The organism is Methanopyrus sp. KOL6 (genome assembly GCF_002201915.1).
In the GTDB taxonomy this organism is placed as follows: Archaea; JAADCQ01; Methanopyri; order Methanopyrales; family Methanopyraceae; genus Methanopyrus.
In genome coordinates, this window is sequence record NZ_CP019470.1 from 1,274,721 (window position 1) to 1,296,716 (window position 21,996).

A 21,996-nucleotide genomic window follows, 5' to 3' on the forward strand; every position below is an offset into this window, starting at 1 on the left:
GAGACAGGATCGAAGCCGAGTCGGACGACCAGGTCCGGATTTACGGGAGAAGGTCGTAGGATGGGCGAGAGGAGCGCCGAGCCCGAGCTCACCACATCCGACGTTCGGTGTAAACCGACTGAAGATCGAGGAATCCGACGCCGAAGAGTTAAAGTGGAACGACCGTAGGTTGCTGTTAGATTCCGGAAAAACACAACCCCTAACGGGGGATACCCTTCGCGTGTAAACCTGAACGGGCTGGAGATCGAGGTCACCGAAGGGAGCTTCGTGAACGAGGTATATCACTGGTTTCGGAAGGAAGGATTAGCCGCAGTCGCTCAGGTGAGGATCCCTGGGGTTAGAGGTCGTGTAGACCTACTGGTCGTGGATCGCAGGCCCGTAGTCGTGAATGTGGGGTTCCCAGGCGTCGAAATCACGGACGAGGACCTGCGTAGGGCGCTCCGGTACGTCCGAGCGATCATCGAACGGAACTCGGACTTGGAGCCGGCGGCTGTCGTAACGAACATGAGGGAAGCGTGGTACCGGGACGACCCGATAGGTGAGTGGAAGAAGGAGGAACTGGAAGACCCGATGTCTGACCTAGTCATGCTGGTTCGGAAGCTCGTGCGTACCGGGATCGAGACGGAGGAGCGTAGATCGGAAAAAACCGTGGACACCGAGAGGATGTTGCCGTGATCACGTCGTTCACAGCCCTCGGTGTGAGTCATCGACGGCGGTCTAGATTGCACTCGATCGTCCCGAGGCATCTCGGTCAGATAGCCACCTCACTATGGGTTACGTCAGGCAGTACTTGAATTAGAGTGGCGGCACGGTCTGGGGTGGACCGCGCCAGGAGGTTATACGCGTGGAAACTCCCCTCCGATCCCTCAACCGCCGTCGGGCAACTACCTTTCAACACTATTGTCCTTTCCACGAGTTCCCAGACGACGGTAGCTCAACGGGCTCGAACCGACCTTCCTCCACGCTAATGGACTGGGGTCCACGAGTCACAGTAGGTTTCCCGTGTCACCGACGCGGTGTCTACATCTACATACGCACCAGGGACGTCCACGTCGATGATAGTCGATACTTCACTTATCTCACCCGTTTCGGGTCAGTAGTACCGGTCCGTGGGTCCGGTGACAGGCGGTTACTCGGATAATGGAGTGAACCCGCGTCGTGGCAGGATCGAAGCCTTGGGCCGGAACACTCGACCAAAGTTCGTGGTGTATGGGCCCCGTGCACAGAAGAGGCTTAAAGTCGAACCGTCGACGCCCGGGAGGGAGTTCGATGGCTGTCGAATGGGAGTTCGTGAGGGCTATGGAGTGTGCGATAACCTTGGCCACGGTTAGGCTGTTCGGAGAGCGTGGGAACGCGACTCGTCGAGTCATGGCAAGGATAATGGTGGAGTTGCTCCACGAAGATCTACCCGACGATCCACGGGAGGCGCTGATCGAGCTACTGGAACCGTTTGCGGAGGTGGAGTTGGAGGAAGACGAACTTCGGGTGGAGGGCTGTCGTCTGTGCTACTCGAGCTTGATCCGAGACGTGGCGGATCCAGAGGAACTCGAAATTATACGCCAGGTCCCGCCATGTCCGTTCGTATTACTGTTCAATGAGCTCGCGAAACGGAAGGGATGGGACGTACGGATGAAACCCGAGGTTACTCCGTTGTCCGGTGAGACGGAGCCAGGGTCTTGCGTCCAACGGTTGATCTCCGATCGGTCAGGGACGGAGTGACGACAGTCGTCCCCTGCCGGTTCCACGGTTTCCCGATCCCAATTATTGCAGTGGTACAAGCACTTCGAAGTGAATCGGCCCCCATCGTGCCGTACATGTACATGAAAACACATGTGATACACGTTCCGGCGTACGTTCCCGTCCGTCAAAGGACGGCAATGTCGGGTGGTAACGCCTAAGCTTCCTGGCGCCGTCTCAAGGACCTATAGTACTGCAAGGAAAACGGGTGAATCAGCCGGGCCCGTATCTCGGTGGTTCGTGGTGGATGTGAACACGCACCGGGCGGTGGCCACCCTGAGCTTGCAAGTCTCGCGGTGGAGAGTTGTGGTAGTCACGCCATGGAATCGTGAACATCTTCCGAGTCACTCTCCCGCCGACCCGTCATGCGCTCGACGATGTCCGGGAGCTCCCGACGTAGGGTGTGGTAAACCCGCGTCAACGGGATCTCGGCCGGGCATGCCGTCTCGCACGCCCCGCACTCCACGCAGTACAAGGCGACGCATTGGGCCACGTGAGCGTGCCAGAACCGGTTAGGAGGTATTCTACCCCGACCCGAGAACTCCCAACAACCCTCCTCGCACGCCGAGCATACCGGACACACCTCTCGGCAGCTCCGGCACTTGACGCACCGGTCGAGAGCTTCCAAAGCCTCCGTCAAGGAACCTTCGTCCAGTGTCTCGCTCCTCCAGCACTCGGCCATCTTCCGCATTATCCCGTCGATCTTCTCCCTGGTCCGTATCGACTCGTCCGGTGCCTCCCTGATCTCCACCCTACCGTCCTCCCGAGCCCCCGCTAACAGCCCGGCACCCACTTCCGTCTTAACCTCGACGAAAGTCCACTCGCCGCGGAGATTCTGTGGGACTCCCCAGTTACCGCAGGCCAGGTCGACGCTCTTAGGCACGTTTTCGTCGCACCTTCGGCAGTTCTCCCTGCGTCCGGAACCACTTCTCTCCAACACGTCGATCGGGACGGAGACCTCGGTACCGTCCTCCGTTTCCAGGATGAGGCGCCCCTTGACGATCTCCTCTCGTTCGACGTTCGAGGGATCGACACCGTGCTCTTCCAAGATCTCCAGCACGACCCACGGTTCAAAGGTTCCACCGCAGTTGAGGCCTATCCGGTACACCCTGTTCAGGTCCACGAGGTCCCTCTCGGCGAGCCTCTCGAGAGCTCTGGCGTCGCAAGGTCTACAGGTGACCGTGACACGCAGCGTTGGGTCCTCCCGGTGCAGTTCCGCCACGATCCTGGCCAACTGGACCGGCGCGCAGTGGTACGAACCCGAAGGGACCTCGGACGGATCGTCCACGACCACTGGCCGTCCGTCCAGTACGTCGGCACCGCGCTCCACGCAGACTGCGACGTCCGACAAGCCTTCTTCCAGAGCGTACCTCAGGAGCTCCGTGACGGCGCCACCACACGCGGCTACCTCTACGGTCTCAGGGTCCGAAGACCTGACGAGGTAGCATCCGCCGACTTCAACGTCGAGACGGGACATCGAGAACCCCCTTCAGGAGTCCGTGGAGGCTGGTCTGATGCGAGCTGGGACGTGCTTGTACTCCGGGATACCGGACTCTGGGTCGCGGACGTTATGGGGTGTTAGGACGTTCTCTCCGAAGTGGAACGGCGTGAAGACCACGCCCTTCCTGACCCGATCGGTGACTTCGGCGCGGCACTTCCACTCCCCGTACGGTGTCTCGACGACCACTGGATCGCCGTTTCGCACGCCGAACTCATCCGCATCCTCCGGATGAACCTCGACGAACGGTTCCGGGACTTCCCTACACAGGAGCAGCGACCGCCGGGTGACCGTCCTGGTGTGGAAGTGCGCGAACACGCGGCCCGTGGTGAGAATCAGCGGGTACTCATCGTCGACGTCGCGGTCCGGTTCCTCGTACTCCAGGTCCTCGGGTGCTGGGAACTTGGCTTTCCCGTCTTCGGTAGCGAACTTCTCGGTGTGGAGGACTGGTGTGCCTGGATGATCCTCGCTAGGGCAGGGCCAGTGGATCCCACCCGGCCGCTTTCGCAGTCGATCGTACGTGATCCCGCGGTACTGGGGGACGACACGGCGGATCTCCTCGAAGACCTCCCGGGGAGACGAGTGGTCGAAACCCTCAAGACCTAGCCGGCATGCCACCTCCTCGAGTATCCACCAGTCGGGCCGGGCCTCACCCGGTGGCTCCACGGCCTTCTCCGCGAGCTGGACGCGGCGATCGGTCGCCGTGAACGTACCCGTACGCTCCGCCCAGCCAGCCGCCGGCATCACGATGTCCGCCAACTCCGCAGTCTCCGTCAGGAACAGATCCTGAACTACCAGGAACTCGAGGCTCTCGAGCTTCTCGATCGCGTGGTGGATGTTCGGCTCCGAGACAGCGGGGTTCTCGCCGACGACGTACATGACGGTGACTTCATTCGTGTCGAAGGCCTCCGTGAGCTTGAGGCCGGGTTCGTCCGGTACCTCAAAACCCCAAATTTTCGATATTTCATTCGCTGTTTCCGTGTTGATCGGCCGGTACCCGGGGAACAGGGTCGCCAGGGCGCCCACGTCGCACGCTCCTTGGACGTTGTTCTGTCCTCGGAGAGGGTTGACGCCCGTGCCCTGCCTTCCCACGTTGCCCGTCAAGAGGGCGAGCGCGCACAACGCGCGGACGGTTCGGGTGGCGATATCGTGGTGCGTGATCCCCATGCAGTAGAGGATGCATCCGCGGTCCGCCTCGGCGTAGCGCACGGCGGCCTCACGTACGTCTCCGGGATCCACGCCGGCGATCCCACGAACGTCCTCTTCCGAGACTGCCTCGAGGACGTATTCTCTGAACGTCTCGAACCCGGTGGTCCTCTCCTCGATGAACGTCCCGTCGTACATGCCTTCCTCGACGATCACTTTGGCCATGTAGAGGAACACGATCAGGTCGGTCCGCGGCTTTACCTGCAGGTGTATATCGGCCAGTTCCGCGATCTGCGTACGCCTCGGGTCCAGGACGATGAGGTCCGCGTCGTTCTCCTCGATGCTCTGAAGGATCCGTCGGTACACGATCGGGTGTTGCTCCGACGTGTTCGAACCAGCGACCAGGTAGCAGTCGGCCTCGGTCAGGTCCGGGATCGAGTTAGTCATCGCTCCGGAACCCATGAGCTCGGACAGTGCGACCACCGTAGGAGCGTGTCATAGGCGCGCGCAGTGATCCACGTTGTTCGTTCCAATGGCTCGTGCGAGCTTCTGCGCCACGTAGTTGTCCTCATTCGTGGCCTTCGCTGAGGTGACGAAGTACACCTCCTCTGGTTCGTGTGTCGAGAGGACTTCGGCTACCTCCTCGAGCGCCCTGTTCCAGGAGATCCTGCGTGGCTCGCCCGACTCGCTCATCTTGACCGGTCGTTCCAATCGATCCCTCCGCACGGCCTCGGGCAGCTCCCAGAGCTTAACACACTGTCTACCTTCGTTCACGGGGTGTCGCCTCCAAGGTTCGAGGAACTTGACCTCCTCGCCGTCGGTGCCCACGAGGACGCCGCACCCGCACCCGCAGAAGGGGCACACCTGTGGGACGAACCGCATCCGGACCACGGGTTCTCACCCCCTTCGGTAGCGGAAAACCGGGAGTGGGACCGGGGTTTCGGCCGCGGTCCCCCGGGCCCGAACCCCCGCGTAGGGGCCCTTCGGGTCGACGGTCCCCTCGTTCGGGGTTCCCGCCGACCTACATCGGGACGGGCCCGGATTTCCCCGCGGCTTACTCCCCCGGCCCCCGACCGGTAGCCGACGGCGAGCTGATATAAAACCTAAGAGTCCGCGACGCCCTATTCGGAGGGTCAGGAGGCGACACCCGGATTAACGTACTGCTTTCTAACTTACCGACCAGTGTCTGTGTTCGTAAGTTCTCAGTCTCCGCATTACCTGAGTACGAGTACCGGAACGATCCCGACACGACGACGGGGCATGATCGTCGTCGAACTTTCATGAGCACTCATATAGTCCAGAATTTATGTTACTTTTGACGTAATTTGCACCATGTTACAGTCGCGTAGCTCATCAAGGTCTCGACGCGACTTCATACCGTTCGACGCGCGTACCACGATGGGGATGGGATCCCGCCGAAGCTCGTCGTCGTTCTCGCTATCGTCGTGCTCGTCGCAATGACAAGCATCGTCGCGGAGAGATACCCGGCCGTGGAAGTGCGGGAAGCGAGCCCTGACCCTCGAATGAGGGTAAGCGTCAGCCCGAAAGCTGGTACGTGGTCCGAGACGGCGAGGTTCGACATGAGGTGGAACTTCCAGAGAGTCACTGACGAGCTTTACGTGTACGTGATCTCCGAAGAATCTGTGCACGATTCACCGTGGTCGCTGAGAGTCGACTGTGAGGTGCTTTACAGTACGTATTGCGTCGGTAAGGGAATTATGGACCGGTTCGGACACGTGGAAATGTCATCTGGATCTCATGATGTCGGAGTTTACCTCTATCTGGACGGTGAGGGGGGTGAGGCGATTCGGGTCTGTTGTGAGGACGGTGATCGAGTGGGGGCATGTCCCGTCGGGAGATCACGGCGAGCAAGAACATCACTTGGAAGAACACGGCAACTGGAGAAAAGACGAGGAAGAGCCCGTACATCAACCTTCGAAAGAGTGACTTTCCACAGCCCGGGAATCGCTTGAGGGCAAGTATGAACCTTCAACTCCCGGTAACTCAGGTTCAAGCGTCTGAGACGTTTACCGGGACTTCCACCTAGCTCACGAAAGCGGGCTCACCTCGGAAGGAGGTGCTCTCAACGCACGACACTCCGAGCGAGTCACGACCAGTGAAACCATCTCCGAGCGCCCCCGTCGGCGCCAAGGGCGAAGTACGAAGAGCGCGATATTGACTATCGAGATGAGATATGGCTTCGGGATCATAGCCACTCCTCACCGGGTTCAGTCCGGACAGGTATCCATCGTCGACACCCGCCGTAGTTCCCGGGGTTCTTGGGACTTTAAGTGTTTCCGAATCTAGAAGTATGTATCATAAAATTAGAGTTTGGTTTCTAAATTGTTCAACGCGAGCGTGGTCCGCACGTGAGTGTGGGGTTCGCACACCCAAGATAAGATGGGTTTAAACCTGTAGTGCAGTACATGGACTGGATCACATCATTCACAAACTACTGTCAACTGTCGTCGAACTGCCGTGCGAGATCTCGTACTGTCTCTCCGACGACGGTGCCCGAGCCGTGCACAGGCGTACGGATCCACGACTCCGAGTCGCATGGGGTCGCTCCTGATTTTCGTTGGGTCGTAGCGTTTCGTAGCGTTCAATCCGAGTGTAAGGAGCATAAGAGCTTTCGAAGGAGGCGCGTCTCGGGAGGCCGGGCACGCTTACTCACCCTCCTTGAGGCGGCGGGCGAGCTCCACTTCCGGATGATCAAAGGATAGCTCGGCAACGTCACACACAATCCGCCACGCGTTCGGCCCGACGTAGCCACCTTCCCACGACCCTTCCTCGAACTCCAGTAGGAGCTTATGGAATTTGTCTATGGGGTCCCATCCACCCGGATTATTCCGCTCGTTGTAGGCTGCGAGGTACGCAGTTCCATCCAGCAGCTTGAGGGCCGGTGGAAGCACGTCAAGGTGACACTCCTGGGCGAGCTTCAGGACCTCGTGCTTGGGAGCCTCGTCGTATCCCCAGCGTCTTCGGTACTCGACGTAGAAGCGATCGTACTGCGGGATGAAGGTGCCGAAAATGTAAAAGAGCACGGTCGAGACCAGTAGTGTGATCGCCGCGACCGTGACCGTCGGCACGGAGAGGTAGAATACCGTTAAAGCCGCGAGGGACGTCAGGATGGAGGACATTCGGACGGTGTTCCCGGCGCGCCACGCCCACTTGAGAGCCAATATCCCCCGGCCCACCGCCGCGAGGTAGAACGGTATCGCGACGAACGCCGGGATCGGCACCCCGTACAAGGGCCATCGGCCCCGTCGATTCGGTGGCGTTCGTGAAACCACGAACTCCACGGGAAGTTCGACCGGTGTGGACTTTCCGTCTTTCGGTCGCTTCAGAGGGTTGCAGTTCCGGTGTAAGAACGATGTGGCCCGAGCTCCTCGGTGGGGCTTCGGTCCGTGCCCACGGTCCCGTCGCGCACCGTTCGACATCAGATCGGCAAGGATACGGACTCATCGCACTCGTCCGGGCTCGGGCCAGGAGCGACCGAACCCACCGGAGGTATTTTCGGACGGCGCGATCCGGCCCGAGTTGGTGGCGGGATGAGGATTCAACCTGGCGCTCGCGGACTCGTGACGACGGTGGGGGTCACCGACCGCTAACGAATCACCTCTACTGGTCTTCCTCGCATACGATCGGCTACGTGCCCGTCGACTTCACCCACCTCGGAACCACACGAGCCCCATGATATAGTCCCGTCGAGGAGGGTCCTGACGTCCATGTCGGGATGACAAGTCGAGACGAGCGTCCAACCCACGGACCACCGACCCATCCTCATCCCAGAGGATCCATCCGACCTGTTATGGGCTCGACGTACCTCGTGAAAGAGCTCTGCGGCGACCGAGGAGAGAATCCAGAGTAGAGGATCGTGCGATCGAACCGGTGGACGTCCGAAACGACGGCGAGACCTGACCTTTCGACAAGGACCGGGATGACCCGATCGGATCTCGACCCGCGATTTCGTCCGAATCTGAGTCGAGAACGGTCCATGGAACGTCTCGACACACCTTCCACTTCTGGTGGCGCCAAGTGATTCCTGACGTGTCAACGCGGTGTGGGGGACGCTACTTTGCCGATCTCCTCATGGGACATGGTCGGATCATCGCGAGAACGGGGGACCGGGACGACGGGCCTCGGACACCCCGTCCCTCGTCACGGTTCAGCCTCGGGGTAGGTTCCTCATCGGTATCGGTCCGACTGGAGACGTCCCGACGTGCGGAGTCTGATCTTATCACAGCTACCGAGGCCGGCGGCAGGAACCGGTAGCGGCTTTCACGTCGTGCTAACCTCCGGGTGTCTTAACGCACGAAGTCATCCGGGCGAGGGTGGGTCCTGACGGTCACGTGATGCCCTATTGGGTGTGCGTTTGGCCGGGGACGGTGTCCCCGGGATTATCAGCGGGACCCTCACGGTGGCGGGGGGACACCCCGCCCTCGGGCCCGCCGGGACGACCCGGGTTCCGTCCCCCTTCGGTTCCCGAACGGTTGAGCTTAATACCTACGCGGGCATCGGAGCCGATACGTTCAAGATTCCGCCCGCCTGGACTCACCTCCGTCCTCATCTATGTATAACCTTCCTGCGCTGGTCCCGGTATTGACCGCGTTGGCGGTCATCGCGATAGTATATGACCTGGAAACGCGTTTCTACGTCCTTCGATTCCGACAGGCTCAGATACGGCCTGCGCATCCCCCATCTGGAGTGCGAGAAAGGAGTTCCGAGGACGTCGTCGCGGACGGTACGCAAGCTCGGCGAGCTCCCAGTCATAGTGGTCGTAGGCTCGATTGGTGGCGTCCCGCTGAATGAGCTCCGAGTAGAACCGCCATCTTCCGAGGTAACCTCACGATGTGGTCCTCGTTTTAGAGGAAGAAGTGTAAGACGTCGCCGTCCGGGCGCGAATCGGGACCGTAGCTACGTTCCCCCTTTCACCCGGTGATTGTGCTTCAGAGGGTTGAACAGGCGGCTCTAGCGATGTACTTAGAAGCCACTGGTGAGCCGCGACGGAACGGGTAAGAACGTTCTGCACACGGGAGGATCGTGAGATGTCTCACACGGTGCCCGACGGATGGAAACTCGCAACGGGTCGGCGTTTCGGGATAACCTTATTAACGCCTCCGAACACTATCGAACGTTAGAACGGACTGGTGTGAGCTCGGATGCCACCCTTCGGCCACATGTTCTGCCCCATGGGATGCCCTATGTGTGGTTACGGAGGATCGATGATGGGGTTCGAATGGATGCTGTGGCCGGTGTTCGCGGCCCTGAAGCTGACCGTCGGTTTGGCTGTGCTGGGACTGATAGAGTACGTGGTGCTGCGCCTGCTGGGTCTGCGACCGGCCGACGTGGTGCGAGAGCTAAAGCGGGATTATAGGGACCTCAAGACTGAGCTGAAGCGAGGGTAAGCACACCCTCTTCACCTCCCATTTTCGAAACTACGTGAACAGCAACGGATGCGATCCTACAGTTACCTCTTCCGAGTTTAGGGAGCTGTTTCCCGGGATCCTCACGGTGTTCCCGTCCGACCGAGCCGGTATCGGAAAACTCTCTCAGCCGTGTAGTATCAGGGTTTTCGTTTTAACTCCTTATAATTTGACTTTATTCGGTACCTTCACGTGGACGCCCGCATCTCCACGGGAGTACAAGAGTGTGACCGGCACCGGAGATTCCGAGGTCGTGCCGAGCGTACGGGCGGAGGCAGGCGTTACACATTCCAACGTGTGGGAGCTAAAACTCGATGTCGGTTCGTGAGGTGACTACGTCGCTGGCTGATGTTCTCGTCGCCTTCGCAGGAGTTTCAGGATCAGGTATAGACCAAAGGCCATCAGCAGTAGGACTAGCAGTCCTACGGCGATGATCGCCAGAAGCCCTAGTTTCAGCAGGCTTCCCAGCAGGCCGGTCTTGTGTCCGTAGAGGTGGTATCCGTGGTAGTAGTGGTGTCCGTACCCAGGGTAACCGTAGTAGTGGTAGATAATCACTTTTTTCCTACCGAACAGTGCGGTCAGGTCGAGGTCCAAGTATGCACCCCCTACGCGCCCGAGCGCGTACAATCATGGCGCAAAGTTATAGATGTCGGCTTCGACCGAGTGGCGCAGGAACCAGTATGCGGAAGGATGCTGTTCCCGACGGTCCTGGTGACGCGTAATCACTGGGGAGAGTCAGAACTTCGGGGGGCAAGAGTGCCACTCATGACCTCATTAGAAAGCGAACTTCGCGAAGCCCTCAGGGAGCGCAGACTTCGCAAGAAGTGGGCTGTGGCGGCGGTCGTGTACTTGGCCTGGAAAATGTATGGGAAGCACATGTCCGCGGGTGACATCCGTGACGTGCTCGAGTCAGTGGGTTACGAGATCAGCGAGCACGCCGTCCACGCGTACATGTCCGGTCTCAGGGAGCTCATCGGGAGGCGGAGATCCGGTCGTAGGACTTTGTACATCGTGAAGAACGAGGAGGAGATACGACGCAAGCTTTGGGAGGCGCTCAGGAGCAGCATGGGACGGATATCGAATGAAGAAAAGGAGGCGCTGATAGAGTCCATACTTGGGAGAGATCGCAAGAGAAGGGATCCCGAAGTCGAGAACCTCGTCCTCATTTGGAGAAAACCAACGGCTGAGTATAGGAGGAGAATAACCAACAGCGTGTACCCCGGGAACCGGCTCCGGAAGATCCCTAGTACCTTCGGGACGTTCAGGGGTGTGTGGGGATTCGACCCCGGCGAGAAGGTGTGGGAAAGTCTCGGTGAGGGAGACGTGCTTCTCTTCAGGGACGATGGGGGTGAGGACCGCTACCGGTACTGTGGCGTGATTGCAAGCAAGTGCAATGATCCTAAAGTCTCCACAATCCTGTGGGGAGACGATAGATGGGAGAGGCTGGTCATGCTGGCGGAGGTCCGGCTTGTGTCGCTGCCGGCGAGTGAGCTGAACGAGTTGCTAGGATACCGAGCAGGGTTCCGGCCCAGGGGCGCGATGAGAGTGGATCCGGATCGCGTGAGTAGGCTCGTGGAAAGACACAGCAGTGTGCTCGAATTTCTGAAAGAGTACGAGAGCGAGTGACCGTGAAGTTAACCTAAGTTTACTTAACCTAAGGTTGTCAGAGAAAGGGTAATTAGGGTCCGGATCTCGTTTACATTAGTGGACGTTCGTTTGAGTTCGTAGTGGGGACCCCCACCGGTCGGGGGTGAACACGAGTTGCCGGCCAAGGTCGTGAAAGACCACGTCGTACCACTGGAACTTGAGGAGATGGACGAGAAGGATGAGGTCGATAAGGACCTCCCGAGAGGACGTAATATACTGGAGAGGATCGTCAGGGTGGTCGCGATGGCGATCCTCCGGGGGTACTCCGTGGAAGATGTAGCTAAGATAGTCCGGAAAGCCTTGAGTTTGAGGCCCGTGGATGAGGCCTTGGATCTCCTTGAGATTGTCTTCTCGTTGAAACCCTGTATGGGAGTGCAGGGAACTCGCACGTTCGTAGAGAGGAGACGCAAGGTGGCCGACGTGGAAGTGTAAGGTATAACGCGTACGCAACGACCCGCGCCCCGCCCCTCGGACCGCCTCTTCACCAAAGATATTCGTTTTTTAACACCTAGCGGGCTTGGGAGACTTGCCGCCTTAGCGCGCGTGATATACGAGATTTCGACGCGAGATTCGATGACGAGAAAAATGTCGGTTCGGTTAAGTCCGCCTTCATCATCCTAGAGTCAGGACCGAGGGCGTTCCACATCACTGGATCACTACTCTCATGGGGGATCGAAGTTCGAGTCTCTCCCGCCTGCCCAGAAGTGTTGACCTCAGGTTAACGTTCCAGAGTCAGTCGAGCTCACGAAAGCGTCGTCGGTATTGTTTCGATTTCCATGACGATACCGCGTGGGAGGGGCACCCTGACTCATGGACGGCGCCCGGAAATCGCCAGCACAACCAGCGCCATCACCGTCACTATCGGCGGAACTGGAACTTTCCCTAAAACGCCCTTCGCCGTTTCGTACACTTCTTTCGCCGTCTGCGCAGCCGTAACCACGTCACTCAGGTGCCGCTCGACGAAGTTAAGCGCGTCCCGCGCGGTATCGATCATCCGCTCCAGTTCCTCTTTACTGCTGAAGAACTCGAGCAGCTGTCGCGCCATCTCGTCACCTGCTTCCGCGAGCTCCTTCAGCTCGCTCCTGTTTATATCGAAGAAAGCCTGCGCGTTCACCTGTACCGTCGCGTTCACGTCGATCCTCACTCTGGTATCGACGTTCACACGCTCTGGGATGGCGGCCTCCGTCATCCATACTATCGTTTGGGAATCCCTCTTCCACTCCTTCGGGTCGACTACCCCATCCACGCGGTAACAGACGGCTTTAACCCACTCCGGGGTGAGATGCCGCTCCTCGATATGCGTACCTTCCGTGGTTACTACCTTGATCCCAACGCACCTCGCTTCGATCTCGCTCCATCTCGGCACTACCATCTCGCCTCTCGGATGACGCCCCATCGGGTTCAGACAGTACGCCGCGAACTCCTCATCTAGGCCGTTCTGGAACTTGACCAGTGACCCGCACACTTCTACTTTCTTAATCGGTACGGGCACCAGGAATGGTTGCGTCCTGAACTCTCCAGAACTTGCTAGATCGTCCTTTTCCACCATGACTAGGTAGAGATATTCCTTCCCGGGTATTACCGCATATTCTCCCGCATCCACCTGCGTACCGGGGCTCACTTCGACTCGTACTTCGAACGTCCCCGACACCTCACCCTTGATAGGGTACTCCGCCGCCGCGGTACTCAACACCGCGAGGAACGCGGTCAGGACGGCGACTGTGGCCATCAATGTCGGTGGGCCCCAGTCCGTTCTTTGCATTCGTAGGGATAACAGTTTTGGGTCCACATTGCCACGCATGCGAGTACGACACGTCGGTGATCGGAATCCGATCCGACGGGACTTCCTGGTTCATCACCGGGACAGGATTTCACCCTCCGACCGACAGGGTCTACGCCCACGCGTTGGAACGGGGCCCGCCCCTCTCGTCGATTCAACTGCCCTGCTCACGCCGACCTAACTCCGTCGACTATAAGGGCAGAAGACGAGTCCATCAAAGGTTGAGTACTATTCTGACTGTTCGCAGGCGGGATGAGGCGACGCTAACGATAGGACCGGTTACCGACCATGCTCGTCGACACTCCTATCACGGTAAGACTGATAATATAGAACGCCCCCCCGGACGGGGTCGGTTGGTTCATCGTGACGTCTATTTGGCGTTCATGGTAGGCCTTCAGGAAGCTCTCTTCGAAACGCACGGTAAGATGGCTCTAGCGTTGAACCGGATTGCCGGTCTACGGATGCTCGAGTTGCTCGAAAAAGACGGACTTCTAGAGGTATCCGGGGAGAACAAGAACTCCCTCTCCGAAGATATCGAAGAGGCCTTAAGGCACGCGGACGACGCTGAAGTGCGCGTTGAAGGGTCCGAAGACGAGCTCGAAGTTGTGATCGAGTTGTGCCCGTTCGAGAAGGTACGCCGTGAGCTCCTGGATCGGGATAAGATGCCTGTAGTGTGTCCTTACGTCACGACCATCCTGGAGCTCGCAGAGATGACTTTCGGCGCCAAGTATCGACTCGTTGAGATGAACGTCGATGAGGATCTGTGCGCGTTCACGTTGAAGCGTGTATAGGTCTACAAATCTGGATCACCCTGTAGGTGACTAGAGTGCGGTAGTTGCCAGACTCGCCATCTTCGCGTGCCCACCCACATGTTCCCGTTTTTGATACCGCTGCGGCCGTATCGGAATCAGTACGTCTTTAGTTCCCGTAAAGAATATGTCATCCATCGCGTTAACCGACGCGTTCCGGCCGCCTTACGGGGGAAGGAACGCATGTCCACCCCGTTTAAAGCTGGGGCCGGAATGTCGAAATCCAGCCCGGAAGAAGCGCTAGAAGAAGCCGCCGAGGATCTCGACAGGATCGACGTCGTTCTCTGCGCCTTCTCGCCCAGACACGACCCTCACGAAGTCCGTGAGGCGCTCGTAGAGTACCTGAACTATGACTGCCTGATCCTAGGTCTCTCGTCCGCCGGTAATATCACCACGGACGGGTTCAGCGACGGATCTGTGGCTATACTAGCGATGGAGCTGTCCAAGCTCATGGCCTTCGGAATGGCGATCGGCACGGGCCTCTCGAAGGACCCGTACCGAGTCGCGAGGGAGACCGTGGCTAGAGCGGTTAGGAGCGTGAAAGTAGACGTCTCCGCATCGCTCGCCCCGGTGGCAACGGGACTCGTAACCGGTAACATGGACGTGGTCCGACACTCCCTGGTCGACGTCTTACTCTTCGCCGATGGTTTATGCTGCTTTAACAGTCCGGAGGCGTCAATGGGTGTGCTCAATGGTGTGATGGACTGTCTTGGTACGGTACCAAGAATCGTCGGCGGAATGACCGCGGACGAGTACGAGTTCGAACACACGTACGTTTTCGATAATTCTGGCGTGTACGAGGACGCGTTGGCGGTACTGGTCTTGTACTCATCAGTGAAGCGCGGGCACGCGGTCGATCACGGTTTCGTCCCGTTATCTGATCCGATGATCGTCGAGATCGAGGGTGTAGATGTGATCGAGATGAACGGCGAGCCAGCCTTAGATGTCTACGTCGATATCGTGGGAGAGAAGCCCGAGATGGAAACCCTCCTGAAGCACCCGTTGGGGATCATGGACCCAGGACCGCGTCCTTACTACCTAGTCAGAACGCCGATCGACGCGGACGTGGAGAGAAGGGCCATGAGACTGGTGTCGCCACTCCCGAACAGCGTCGCCGCCCGGATCATGGAGCCAGGTGACGTTGAGGGATCGTTCAAGATAGCGGTACAGAGGGCGCTGGAGGACGCCGGCTCGCCAAAGGAGCTAGGGGTCGTGTTCGTGTTCAACTGCGCGGCTCGACATCTGATCGTCGACACTGACGACGCTGTGCGCCTTCTCCGGGACTTGGTAGGCGAGGACGTGACTATATTCGGATTCAACTGTTTCGGCGAGTACGGGCTGACACCATCCGGTAAGTTAGTCCAGCACAACCAGACAGTCGCTACGTACGTGCTCGGGAGTGAGGTCGTGAGTCGGTCCAAGAGCGCGTGAGCTGTCGACGTGTAAGCCTTCGGTGACTCGGGTTCTCTGATGATGAGATAGTGATCAATGGGGAGGAGTATAAGGTCTCAGATCCTAAGACCGCGCTCGATGATAAGCCGATATAACGAAGGTACCGAACCGTTAGTCTCTACGGTAACGGCCCGTACGACGTGATGGTAGTGATCGTGCTGACACCGAAGGACGACTCAGTCCGTCGTGTGGATTATAGGATAAAGGGATCGTCCGGGGTATGAGGGACGAGCGGGTTAGGTGACCGTCGATGGTATCTCCACATCGAACTAGGTACCTGTCAGGATACACCGTGAACGTGAAGGTCACGAACCATGATGGAGCGCACACGTAGCCCTAGGTGACGGTGAGTGTCCCACCGACAGAGAGAATACCGCACGAACCGGTGCCTGTTTCTGGCTGTACCTGAGTTTTAGGTAGTGACTCATCGACGGCAAGACGAGTCCTTCGGGACGAAGTCGACCGTCTGGGATGAGGTGAGAATAATTCGAAAACCCGTGTCGGCGGGTCCGGAAGATCCGCGATTGACTACGAACGAAGTAACCTTATGAACCGACGACGCGCCGACGACTAGGGGGAGCGCCTTGCGAAAGGTCGTCGGAGCCCTGCTCGTGGCCCTGGCGACCCTACTGGCGCTCTCCGGGACGACGACGCTGGGAGCTCCGCCATGGGTCAACCCAGAGGAGCCGGAACCCGCACCCGGTAACGGTGTTCCATGGCTGAATCTCACGGACAACCAACTCAGGCAGCTGGAGGCTCTTGGTGTGCCAGTGAGGTACTTCGACGGGAAACCCGCCGTAAGGGTCCGGTTCGCACGGATCAACGCGCCGGAGATATTCCACCCGTCGAGCGAGGAGGAGTACCGGCTCGGGCTGAAGGCTAGAGAGTTCGTGGAAAAGAAAATCCGTGATTCCGGCGGCTACGTGAAGTGCCGGGCGTACGGTCTAGGGAAGTACCACCGTATCATCGCGGACGTCTACCCAGATGACGAGGAGATAACCCTCTCAGAGATGCTCGTCGAAAAGGGGCTCGCCGAGTACCGCAGGTACCCGAAGCCAGACCCGCTCCCAAGATGGTTCCCCAGGGAGTTTAAGGCCCACGTGGCGAAGGTGGTAGACGGGGACACAATCTACGTCTATGCGAGGAACGAGGAAGAGGGGCCGACCCAGTTCGAAGAGAGTAAGATCACGAAGGGAACCGTCGTGGGAGAGTACAAGACCGGGACTCCGACTGTGCCGGCAGTACTCGCCGCGATCTCCGCGGTGATCGGAGTCAGGCTGCTGATCTCGGCACGGCGGTAAGACGCTCATTCTCGTCCTACACCCATCTCCCGGTAAGTGGTAATAAAGTAGTATAATTGTAGAAAGGTTCGGGTACTCCACAAGGCCGTGAACGGCATTTATGGAAGAGTCGCCACGGACGGTTTCTGAGTACTCATAGGTACTATGGACGTCTTCACGTTGGTATCGGTATCTAGTTAGCATCTTCTAGTGAGCATCCCATGAGAGTGTGAAGGAAGTTAGGCTGTGGTGGGTTGTCATCGCCTATTTCAACCCGGTTACTATACTTATTATAACTCCTCCTACCGTAGACAGTATTGGTCTCAGTAGGCTTGTCCAATTATCTAATGATATCCCTGAGTCGTAAAGTGAGTGAAGTAATGTTCCTATTAATAACGGTAGAGCCCTTGATTTACTTAGAGCTTTCTCTTTGTAAGTTAGTTTATAAATTGATTCCATTAATATATAACACTGGTCAATTAACAACTTAGGTAGCCTAGTAATTTTAACAACCAAGCGTTTTAATGGTTCCCAGATCACTGGAACACCGACTCCTACACTCACATCATCCCAAACCTTAGAAGCTAGCTTATCATCACCCAACCAAACCTTAGCTAATAACTTCGAAGTCCAATCCGCTATATAGTGGCTTATTGACGGTAGTTCAAACAGTACAATTAATGGTATTTTAGGCTTCCACAAGCGTTCTAGTAGTATTGAACAAGCGAGTGATGTCATTAGGTACGGTATGCTAGTGATAACGTACGCGCTCGGTAGTAACCATGGGTGTAATAATAATCTAACCGGTTTCGACTCGATCAACCCGAGTTCTTCTAACAAGTCCTTGAACTCGAACGCTTTAGCACAAAGCTCGAAGTAATTCCACGAGGAGTAAGAATCATACAGTGAACCGACCGAGTTCAAGAACTCAACAAACTCGTATAATCTAGGATTACACTCCTTGATAACCCCAGTAATATCAATACTGCCCGTATCGATATCTCTAACACGCGCATTCCAAACTACCATGATTACTTTATCGTCATCCATATCATACAGTATGTTCATTCCAACTCTTTCAGGCCTCCAGAACTCCTCCTCATCGACTCTATTGGCTAAGTTCTTCAACTTCTCCAACTCCTCACTCGACGGTGAACCCCTCCAAACCCTACCACTCGACAAGTCACAGTATAACTTGAAGAACTCCTTACTAGAACTCCTATAAACGTAGAATACTATAATATCACCCTGATGATCAACGCCTAAGATGAAGTCGGGTTGATACACGCCCCCCTTCAGATATTCTCCAAAGTCAATTCCCACTACTTGGGTAGTAATAATATTTTCTGGAATTGGGATTGTAGTATCTGTACTAAATAGATGGTAAAATACATAAACCTTACTGTTCTTTATTATGAGTAAATTAGCGGGAACGTAACAATTGTGTTCTATATCAGGCACAATTGGGATGCCACCAGATTCTCCTATCATATACATATAAGCATAAACGTGGTTCGGGTCTAGTCTTATGGTGTCGATTGTCTCACCATCTACTATAACCGATAATTTATCATTCTCGAGCTTGAGTTCAGCAGTTGGCTCATTGGATATTATAATCTCCTTCTTGTTTTTAGAATAGTATGGTATCACGCAATGTGAACTCGTAATCCTCTCGATCGCCTTTTTCGTCGCCGTGATTCTCGCGTGTTTTAGGACTTCCTTCTCGAGTGATAAGGCTTGATCGTACACGTCCTGACAGTAAAAACCAGAGGATGGTGTCATCATAACGAGCACCGAGATCAAAACCATCACACAACCTAACATTAACCACCATCCCCCACACCAGTTCTTATTGATGATTTAATGGAGTTAGAACCCGCCCACGCGTCGTAAACTTCTCGGCACGCCTCCTTGTACTCATCGTAATTACTCCTCTTTGGGTGCTTCTTTGGGAATACGTACAGCACGTACTTTGCAGCCCTTACCCAGTTAATGTAATGCGGTGCCCAATTGATTTCAATACTGTTCAACGTTGCATATTTCCTATCCGTCTTGTCATTCTTGACCCAATCAAACCATGGTGGTACTGCCAAGTTACTAGCTTGATCACTCGCATAACCCGGGTTGCAACCATCGAGTACTATCACGGGCATGGTGAGGACGAGTGACGCCCTCACCCCGCATTACCCCCCAGAAAGACAACCACCTACGTTATAAGAATAAAAACCACGAATCGATAGGAGCGTACACCCTAAAGTCAACACTACTAGTACTATTAGGCACACTACACAACGTATATGTTTCCGGAGTGATTGTTCGGAAGGTCGCACTATCTGTCTTGGTGAACCGGTATCGAAACGATTGTCGCTCATGGTCACCTGAGGTCTCTCGGACCTTAGGTATTAGAAGTCGGCACGTTCCGAACGAGACCCAAAAACGGCGTTAGAATACGTCCTCCGCTGTGGCCAGTACGTTCGCTTACAACACGCCGGTTCGGATGCTCCTCGGACAAAGTTCATCGTTCCGAGACCGTGACCACCAAGGAGGTCGCGGTAAGAAAACATCGGGACGTGTGAATCTGTCCTGAATTCATTCCATATCCTGAAGATGTGCTCGAGATAACGATACCTCACTCGGCACGTTCTGGCCCACCGAATTGCTGTCGACGTGTAGTGTACGGCTCGACCGTGGTGACGTATTCCGAGGCGTGCTATCGGATGTGGTAAAACTTAATTGACAGGATCAACGCCTTGGGTTTATGATGATGGAGTGATCGAACTCGGCGAGGTCGTAGAACTTTGATGAACGCGCGCGTTGAGAACCTGAACGTAATAGTACTGGTACTTCAGCACGGTCTCGAGCTTGGGGTAAGCCATTCAGCAGCCGGTAGTACCTCGTCCCGAATGTCCTCGGGTTCACTACCGGAAATACACTCTATAATAGTGGGAGTGTGTTCGGCTTGAATAGCGGCCGGTTTGACGCGTGATGCCGGTGAGCCAGCTCGGAGGGTGGAGTCACGACCGTGGTCCGTACTGAGTCTGGAATGGGAGGGCAGAGGCTCAGAGACGACGGTTGAGGTGGCGTCCGGACTGACACTCGTGCCCTATCCGGAAGGGTTCGATAACCGGGGATCCGACATTCCTAGGGAGTGGATCGTTACCCGAAGGCGCGCGTGTTCATCGGCGAGACTTCTAGGATGCACATGCAGGAACGATTCCCCTTCGAAGTCGTCGGGAGTTAGTGAGTGTACGCTGGATCGAGGGTACTACGTACTACGAGCACACCGACTGGAGAGCCCACGACCGATGAAGTGACAGTATCGCACCTGGCGGGGCCGAATCGACGTCGTCAAGGTTCTCGCGTGCAGTACGAGATCACTCGCGTCGCGTCCGGTCGCCACCGGTACGACCGTAGCCAGTCCTTACTGCCTGAGAGCCGCTGAGGAAACGTTCAGTATTGTGATAAATGGATCCGAGGAGTCCCAGGTACGACCTAGTCACCCGACTCGCTTCCGAAACTCCTCAACGGCGTAATCCAGCTCGGTTGTTACCCACCGCCGTCCGAGCCTACTCCCGGTACAGGTTGCCACGTAGCCTCCCCTCGACACTCTAGGAGCTCCCTTTACCAGCCAGCCCATCAAAGAACCCTGATTCTGCTTATCGTGTTCCGACTCGAGATACGGATGGTAACTACTGTATCTTCTACGAGAGCTCGACCTTCACGGGTCATCCGATCGGGTCACATTTCGCCACCAAGTGATGAGTACTCGGGAGGTGCTTCTCGATGGGGTACGAGAAGTCCTGATTAGGGTCACGACGTGGAAAACGATACCGTTTAGATCAGGGTAAAGGTCACCGATAGCCAAACTGATAAGACACTAGTCTTAATCTAAAACAATTGTATTACTACCATTCCATGATACAGCATAGACCGTACATAGACAGTGCGATATCAGTATGAGTATCAATCGACAACAGTACGTGAACGATCTTATCAGCGCCGACCTCACTATAGTCCTTATCGTCCTAGTCGATCTCCACGTCCGGGATCTTGCGTCTACGTTCGGTGGATCACGGTGACGGATTACTTCGAACGGTGTACGGGTCGGTCACCGGCCTGGGGGGTCAACCCGGTCCTAGGATTCCTCGTAGAGGTCTCGTAGCCTGGTAGTCGATCCAGTGTCGAGGATCGGGCTAGACCCGAGGCTATACCTCTCCTTAGTATGCCATACCAAAGAGGCAGCACTAGATGACTCACGGGAACGGATTCGAAACTCCCGAATCATCACACCCCCGAAAATGTGTGTAGCTCGGACACCGTTCGGAGCCTTGCAAGTCCAGGGAACCGATCGGTCCGTGCTCCTCCTAGAACACCACGGGACACGAAGACCACTCACTGCTCACTGGCACTGGACCTACCCCAGATCAGGACCGGAACCAGCGCCGCCGCAACCCCTATCACACACGCCGAGTACCCGAAGGTCGCCCACGGCGAGACCGACTCCCATAACCACCCCACGACCAGTCCGCAGACCAGGGAACCGACGCCGACGAGCGCGTGATAGACGCCGTACGAGGTCGCTGTCCCCGAGAGCTCGGCCACGACAGCCCGCTCGACAGTGTCGACGACTCCGTAGGCCATCCCGTACAAACAGGAACGCGGCTACCGCACAACCACAGCCGGCCAGCGCTGCCGCGACCGCAGTCACCACGTAACCCAAGCACAGCGCGATCCCTGATCCAAACCTATCCGAGATTCTCCCAGCCGGCACCGATGTCAACGCGTGTATGGTGGAAAACCCCGCGTATGCGAACGCGGCCGCAGCCGGCCCCTGCGCACCTAGGACCGTAATATAAATGGAAGTACTGCGAACACACCTTCCGAACTCACGTCGTTCAGAAAACTGACTACCCCGAACAACCACACGTCCCTAGGTACCCGACCCGACAAATATACCACCCGTAGTCCCGAACCGTACCCGAACTTAAACGATAGTCAGAGGACGACCGGTCCAACGACCGACCGTCTCACGAACTACTCATTCGTGTGAGAAACCGCGGGGCGTACCCACGCTTACACGTCATCAGTTCAATTTGAAATACAACAAGATCATACACAAGATCGGTTCCCACCGACGTCGAGCTTCCGACGGGGGACCAGTTCGGCCGACCATCGAAGCGAAACTTGAAAAATTTCTGGTGTTACACTACGAAGTGAACTA

General features: G+C 56.7%; 18 protein-coding genes. 9 read left to right on the top strand and 9 right to left on the bottom strand.

The window, feature by feature from the left end; translation table 11 throughout:
- Positions 1 to 267 precede the first annotated feature (267 nt).
- Together BW919_RS06940 and BW919_RS06945 are read left to right on the top strand one after the other, a co-directional pair.
- Positions 268 to 675 carry a hypothetical protein gene (locus BW919_RS06940; protein ID WP_088336284.1) on the top strand — a complete coding sequence of 136 codons (408 nt, stop codon included), beginning with the start codon at positions 268 to 270 and terminating at the stop codon, positions 673 to 675.
- A gap of 594 nt (positions 676 to 1,269) precedes the next feature.
- Positions 1,270 to 1,719, top strand: coding sequence for a hypothetical protein (locus BW919_RS06945; protein WP_088336285.1), 450 nt, complete (start codon positions 1,270 to 1,272; stop codon positions 1,717 to 1,719).
- A gap of 331 nt (positions 1,720 to 2,050) precedes the next feature.
- Here the strand turns inward: BW919_RS06945 and BW919_RS06950 are convergent, their stop codons facing one another.
- Together BW919_RS06950 and fdhF are read right to left on the bottom strand one after the other, a co-directional pair.
- Complete coding sequence (locus BW919_RS06950; RefSeq protein ID WP_088336286.1) at positions 2,051 to 3,214, bottom strand: Coenzyme F420 hydrogenase/dehydrogenase, beta subunit C-terminal domain; 1,164 nt, start codon at positions 3,212 to 3,214, stop codon at positions 2,051 to 2,053.
- 12 nt (positions 3,215 to 3,226) lie between these two features.
- The gene (gene fdhF / locus BW919_RS06955; protein WP_232452976.1) at positions 3,227 to 5,263 is read right to left on the bottom strand and encodes a formate dehydrogenase subunit alpha; all 2,037 of its coding nucleotides are present in this window, start codon (positions 5,261 to 5,263) and stop codon (positions 3,227 to 3,229) included.
- A 575-nt stretch (positions 5,264 to 5,838) separates the two neighbouring features.
- On the opposite strand from fdhF, the gene BW919_RS06965 reads away from it, so the two are divergent.
- Positions 5,839 to 6,354, top strand: a complete 516-nt coding sequence (locus tag BW919_RS06965; RefSeq protein ID WP_157666148.1) for a hypothetical protein — start codon at positions 5,839 to 5,841, stop codon at positions 6,352 to 6,354.
- A 693-nt stretch (positions 6,355 to 7,047) separates the two neighbouring features.
- On the opposite strand, the gene BW919_RS06970 is transcribed toward BW919_RS06965, so the two are convergent.
- Positions 7,048 to 7,632, bottom strand: coding sequence for a hypothetical protein (locus tag BW919_RS06970; protein WP_088336290.1), 585 nt, complete (start codon positions 7,630 to 7,632; stop codon positions 7,048 to 7,050).
- A gap of 1,992 nt (positions 7,633 to 9,624) precedes the next feature.
- Here BW919_RS06970 and BW919_RS06980 point away from each other — a divergent pair.
- Positions 9,625 to 9,789, top strand: a complete 165-nt coding sequence (locus BW919_RS06980; RefSeq protein ID WP_198324599.1) for a hypothetical protein — start codon at positions 9,625 to 9,627, stop codon at positions 9,787 to 9,789.
- 351 nt (positions 9,790 to 10,140) lie between these two features.
- On the opposite strand, the gene BW919_RS06985 is transcribed toward BW919_RS06980, so the two are convergent.
- Positions 10,141 to 10,401 carry a hypothetical protein gene (locus tag BW919_RS06985; protein ID WP_088336293.1) on the bottom strand — a complete coding sequence of 87 codons (261 nt, stop codon included), beginning with the start codon at positions 10,399 to 10,401 and terminating at the stop codon, positions 10,141 to 10,143.
- Positions 10,402 to 10,572: 171 nt separating this feature from the next.
- Between BW919_RS06985 and BW919_RS06990 the strand changes: the two genes are divergently transcribed.
- Positions 10,573 to 11,433 (top strand): hypothetical protein, encoded by an 861-nt coding sequence (locus tag BW919_RS06990; protein ID WP_157666150.1) that lies wholly within the window; start codon positions 10,573 to 10,575, stop codon positions 11,431 to 11,433.
- 135 nt (positions 11,434 to 11,568) lie between these two features.
- Positions 11,569 to 11,886 carry a hypothetical protein gene (locus BW919_RS06995; protein ID WP_088336295.1) on the top strand — a complete coding sequence of 106 codons (318 nt, stop codon included), beginning with the start codon at positions 11,569 to 11,571 and terminating at the stop codon, positions 11,884 to 11,886.
- Between the two features lie 376 nt (positions 11,887 to 12,262).
- Here BW919_RS06995 and BW919_RS07000 read toward each other — a convergent pair whose 3' ends face one another.
- Entirely contained in the window at positions 12,263 to 13,183 is a 921-nt protein-coding gene (locus tag BW919_RS07000; protein WP_157666151.1) for a hypothetical protein, read from the bottom strand.
- A gap of 404 nt (positions 13,184 to 13,587) precedes the next feature.
- On the opposite strand from BW919_RS07000, the gene BW919_RS07005 reads away from it, so the two are divergent.
- From BW919_RS07005 to BW919_RS07015, 3 genes are all read left to right on the top strand, one after another.
- Positions 13,588 to 14,025, top strand: a complete 438-nt coding sequence (locus tag BW919_RS07005; protein ID WP_088336297.1) for a hypothetical protein — start codon at positions 13,588 to 13,590, stop codon at positions 14,023 to 14,025.
- A gap of 201 nt (positions 14,026 to 14,226) precedes the next feature.
- A complete protein-coding gene (locus BW919_RS07010) occupies positions 14,227 to 15,474 on the top strand; it encodes an FIST signal transduction protein (protein WP_198324600.1) in 1,248 nt (415 codons plus the stop codon).
- 605 nt (positions 15,475 to 16,079) lie between these two features.
- Positions 16,080 to 16,796 carry a thermonuclease family protein gene (locus tag BW919_RS07015; RefSeq protein ID WP_088336299.1) on the top strand — a complete coding sequence of 239 codons (717 nt, stop codon included), beginning with the start codon at positions 16,080 to 16,082 and terminating at the stop codon, positions 16,794 to 16,796.
- A 243-nt stretch (positions 16,797 to 17,039) separates the two neighbouring features.
- Here the strand turns inward: BW919_RS07015 and BW919_RS07020 are convergent, their stop codons facing one another.
- The 4 genes from BW919_RS07020 to BW919_RS07035 form a co-directional block, all read right to left on the bottom strand.
- Positions 17,040 to 18,425 (bottom strand): hypothetical protein, encoded by a 1,386-nt coding sequence (locus BW919_RS07020; RefSeq protein ID WP_157666152.1) that lies wholly within the window; start codon positions 18,423 to 18,425, stop codon positions 17,040 to 17,042.
- Positions 18,426 to 18,598: 173 nt separating this feature from the next.
- Positions 18,599 to 18,952: a hypothetical protein gene (locus tag BW919_RS07025; protein WP_088336301.1), complete on the bottom strand. Its 354-nt coding sequence runs from the start codon at positions 18,950 to 18,952 to the stop codon at positions 18,599 to 18,601.
- Positions 18,953 to 20,271: 1,319 nt separating this feature from the next.
- The gene (locus BW919_RS07975) at positions 20,272 to 20,412 is read right to left on the bottom strand and encodes a hypothetical protein (RefSeq protein WP_157666153.1); all 141 of its coding nucleotides are present in this window, start codon (positions 20,410 to 20,412) and stop codon (positions 20,272 to 20,274) included.
- A 755-nt stretch (positions 20,413 to 21,167) separates the two neighbouring features.
- Positions 21,168 to 21,425 (bottom strand): hypothetical protein, encoded by a 258-nt coding sequence (locus BW919_RS07035; RefSeq protein WP_088336303.1) that lies wholly within the window; start codon positions 21,423 to 21,425, stop codon positions 21,168 to 21,170.
- Positions 21,426 to 21,996 lie beyond the last annotated feature (571 nt).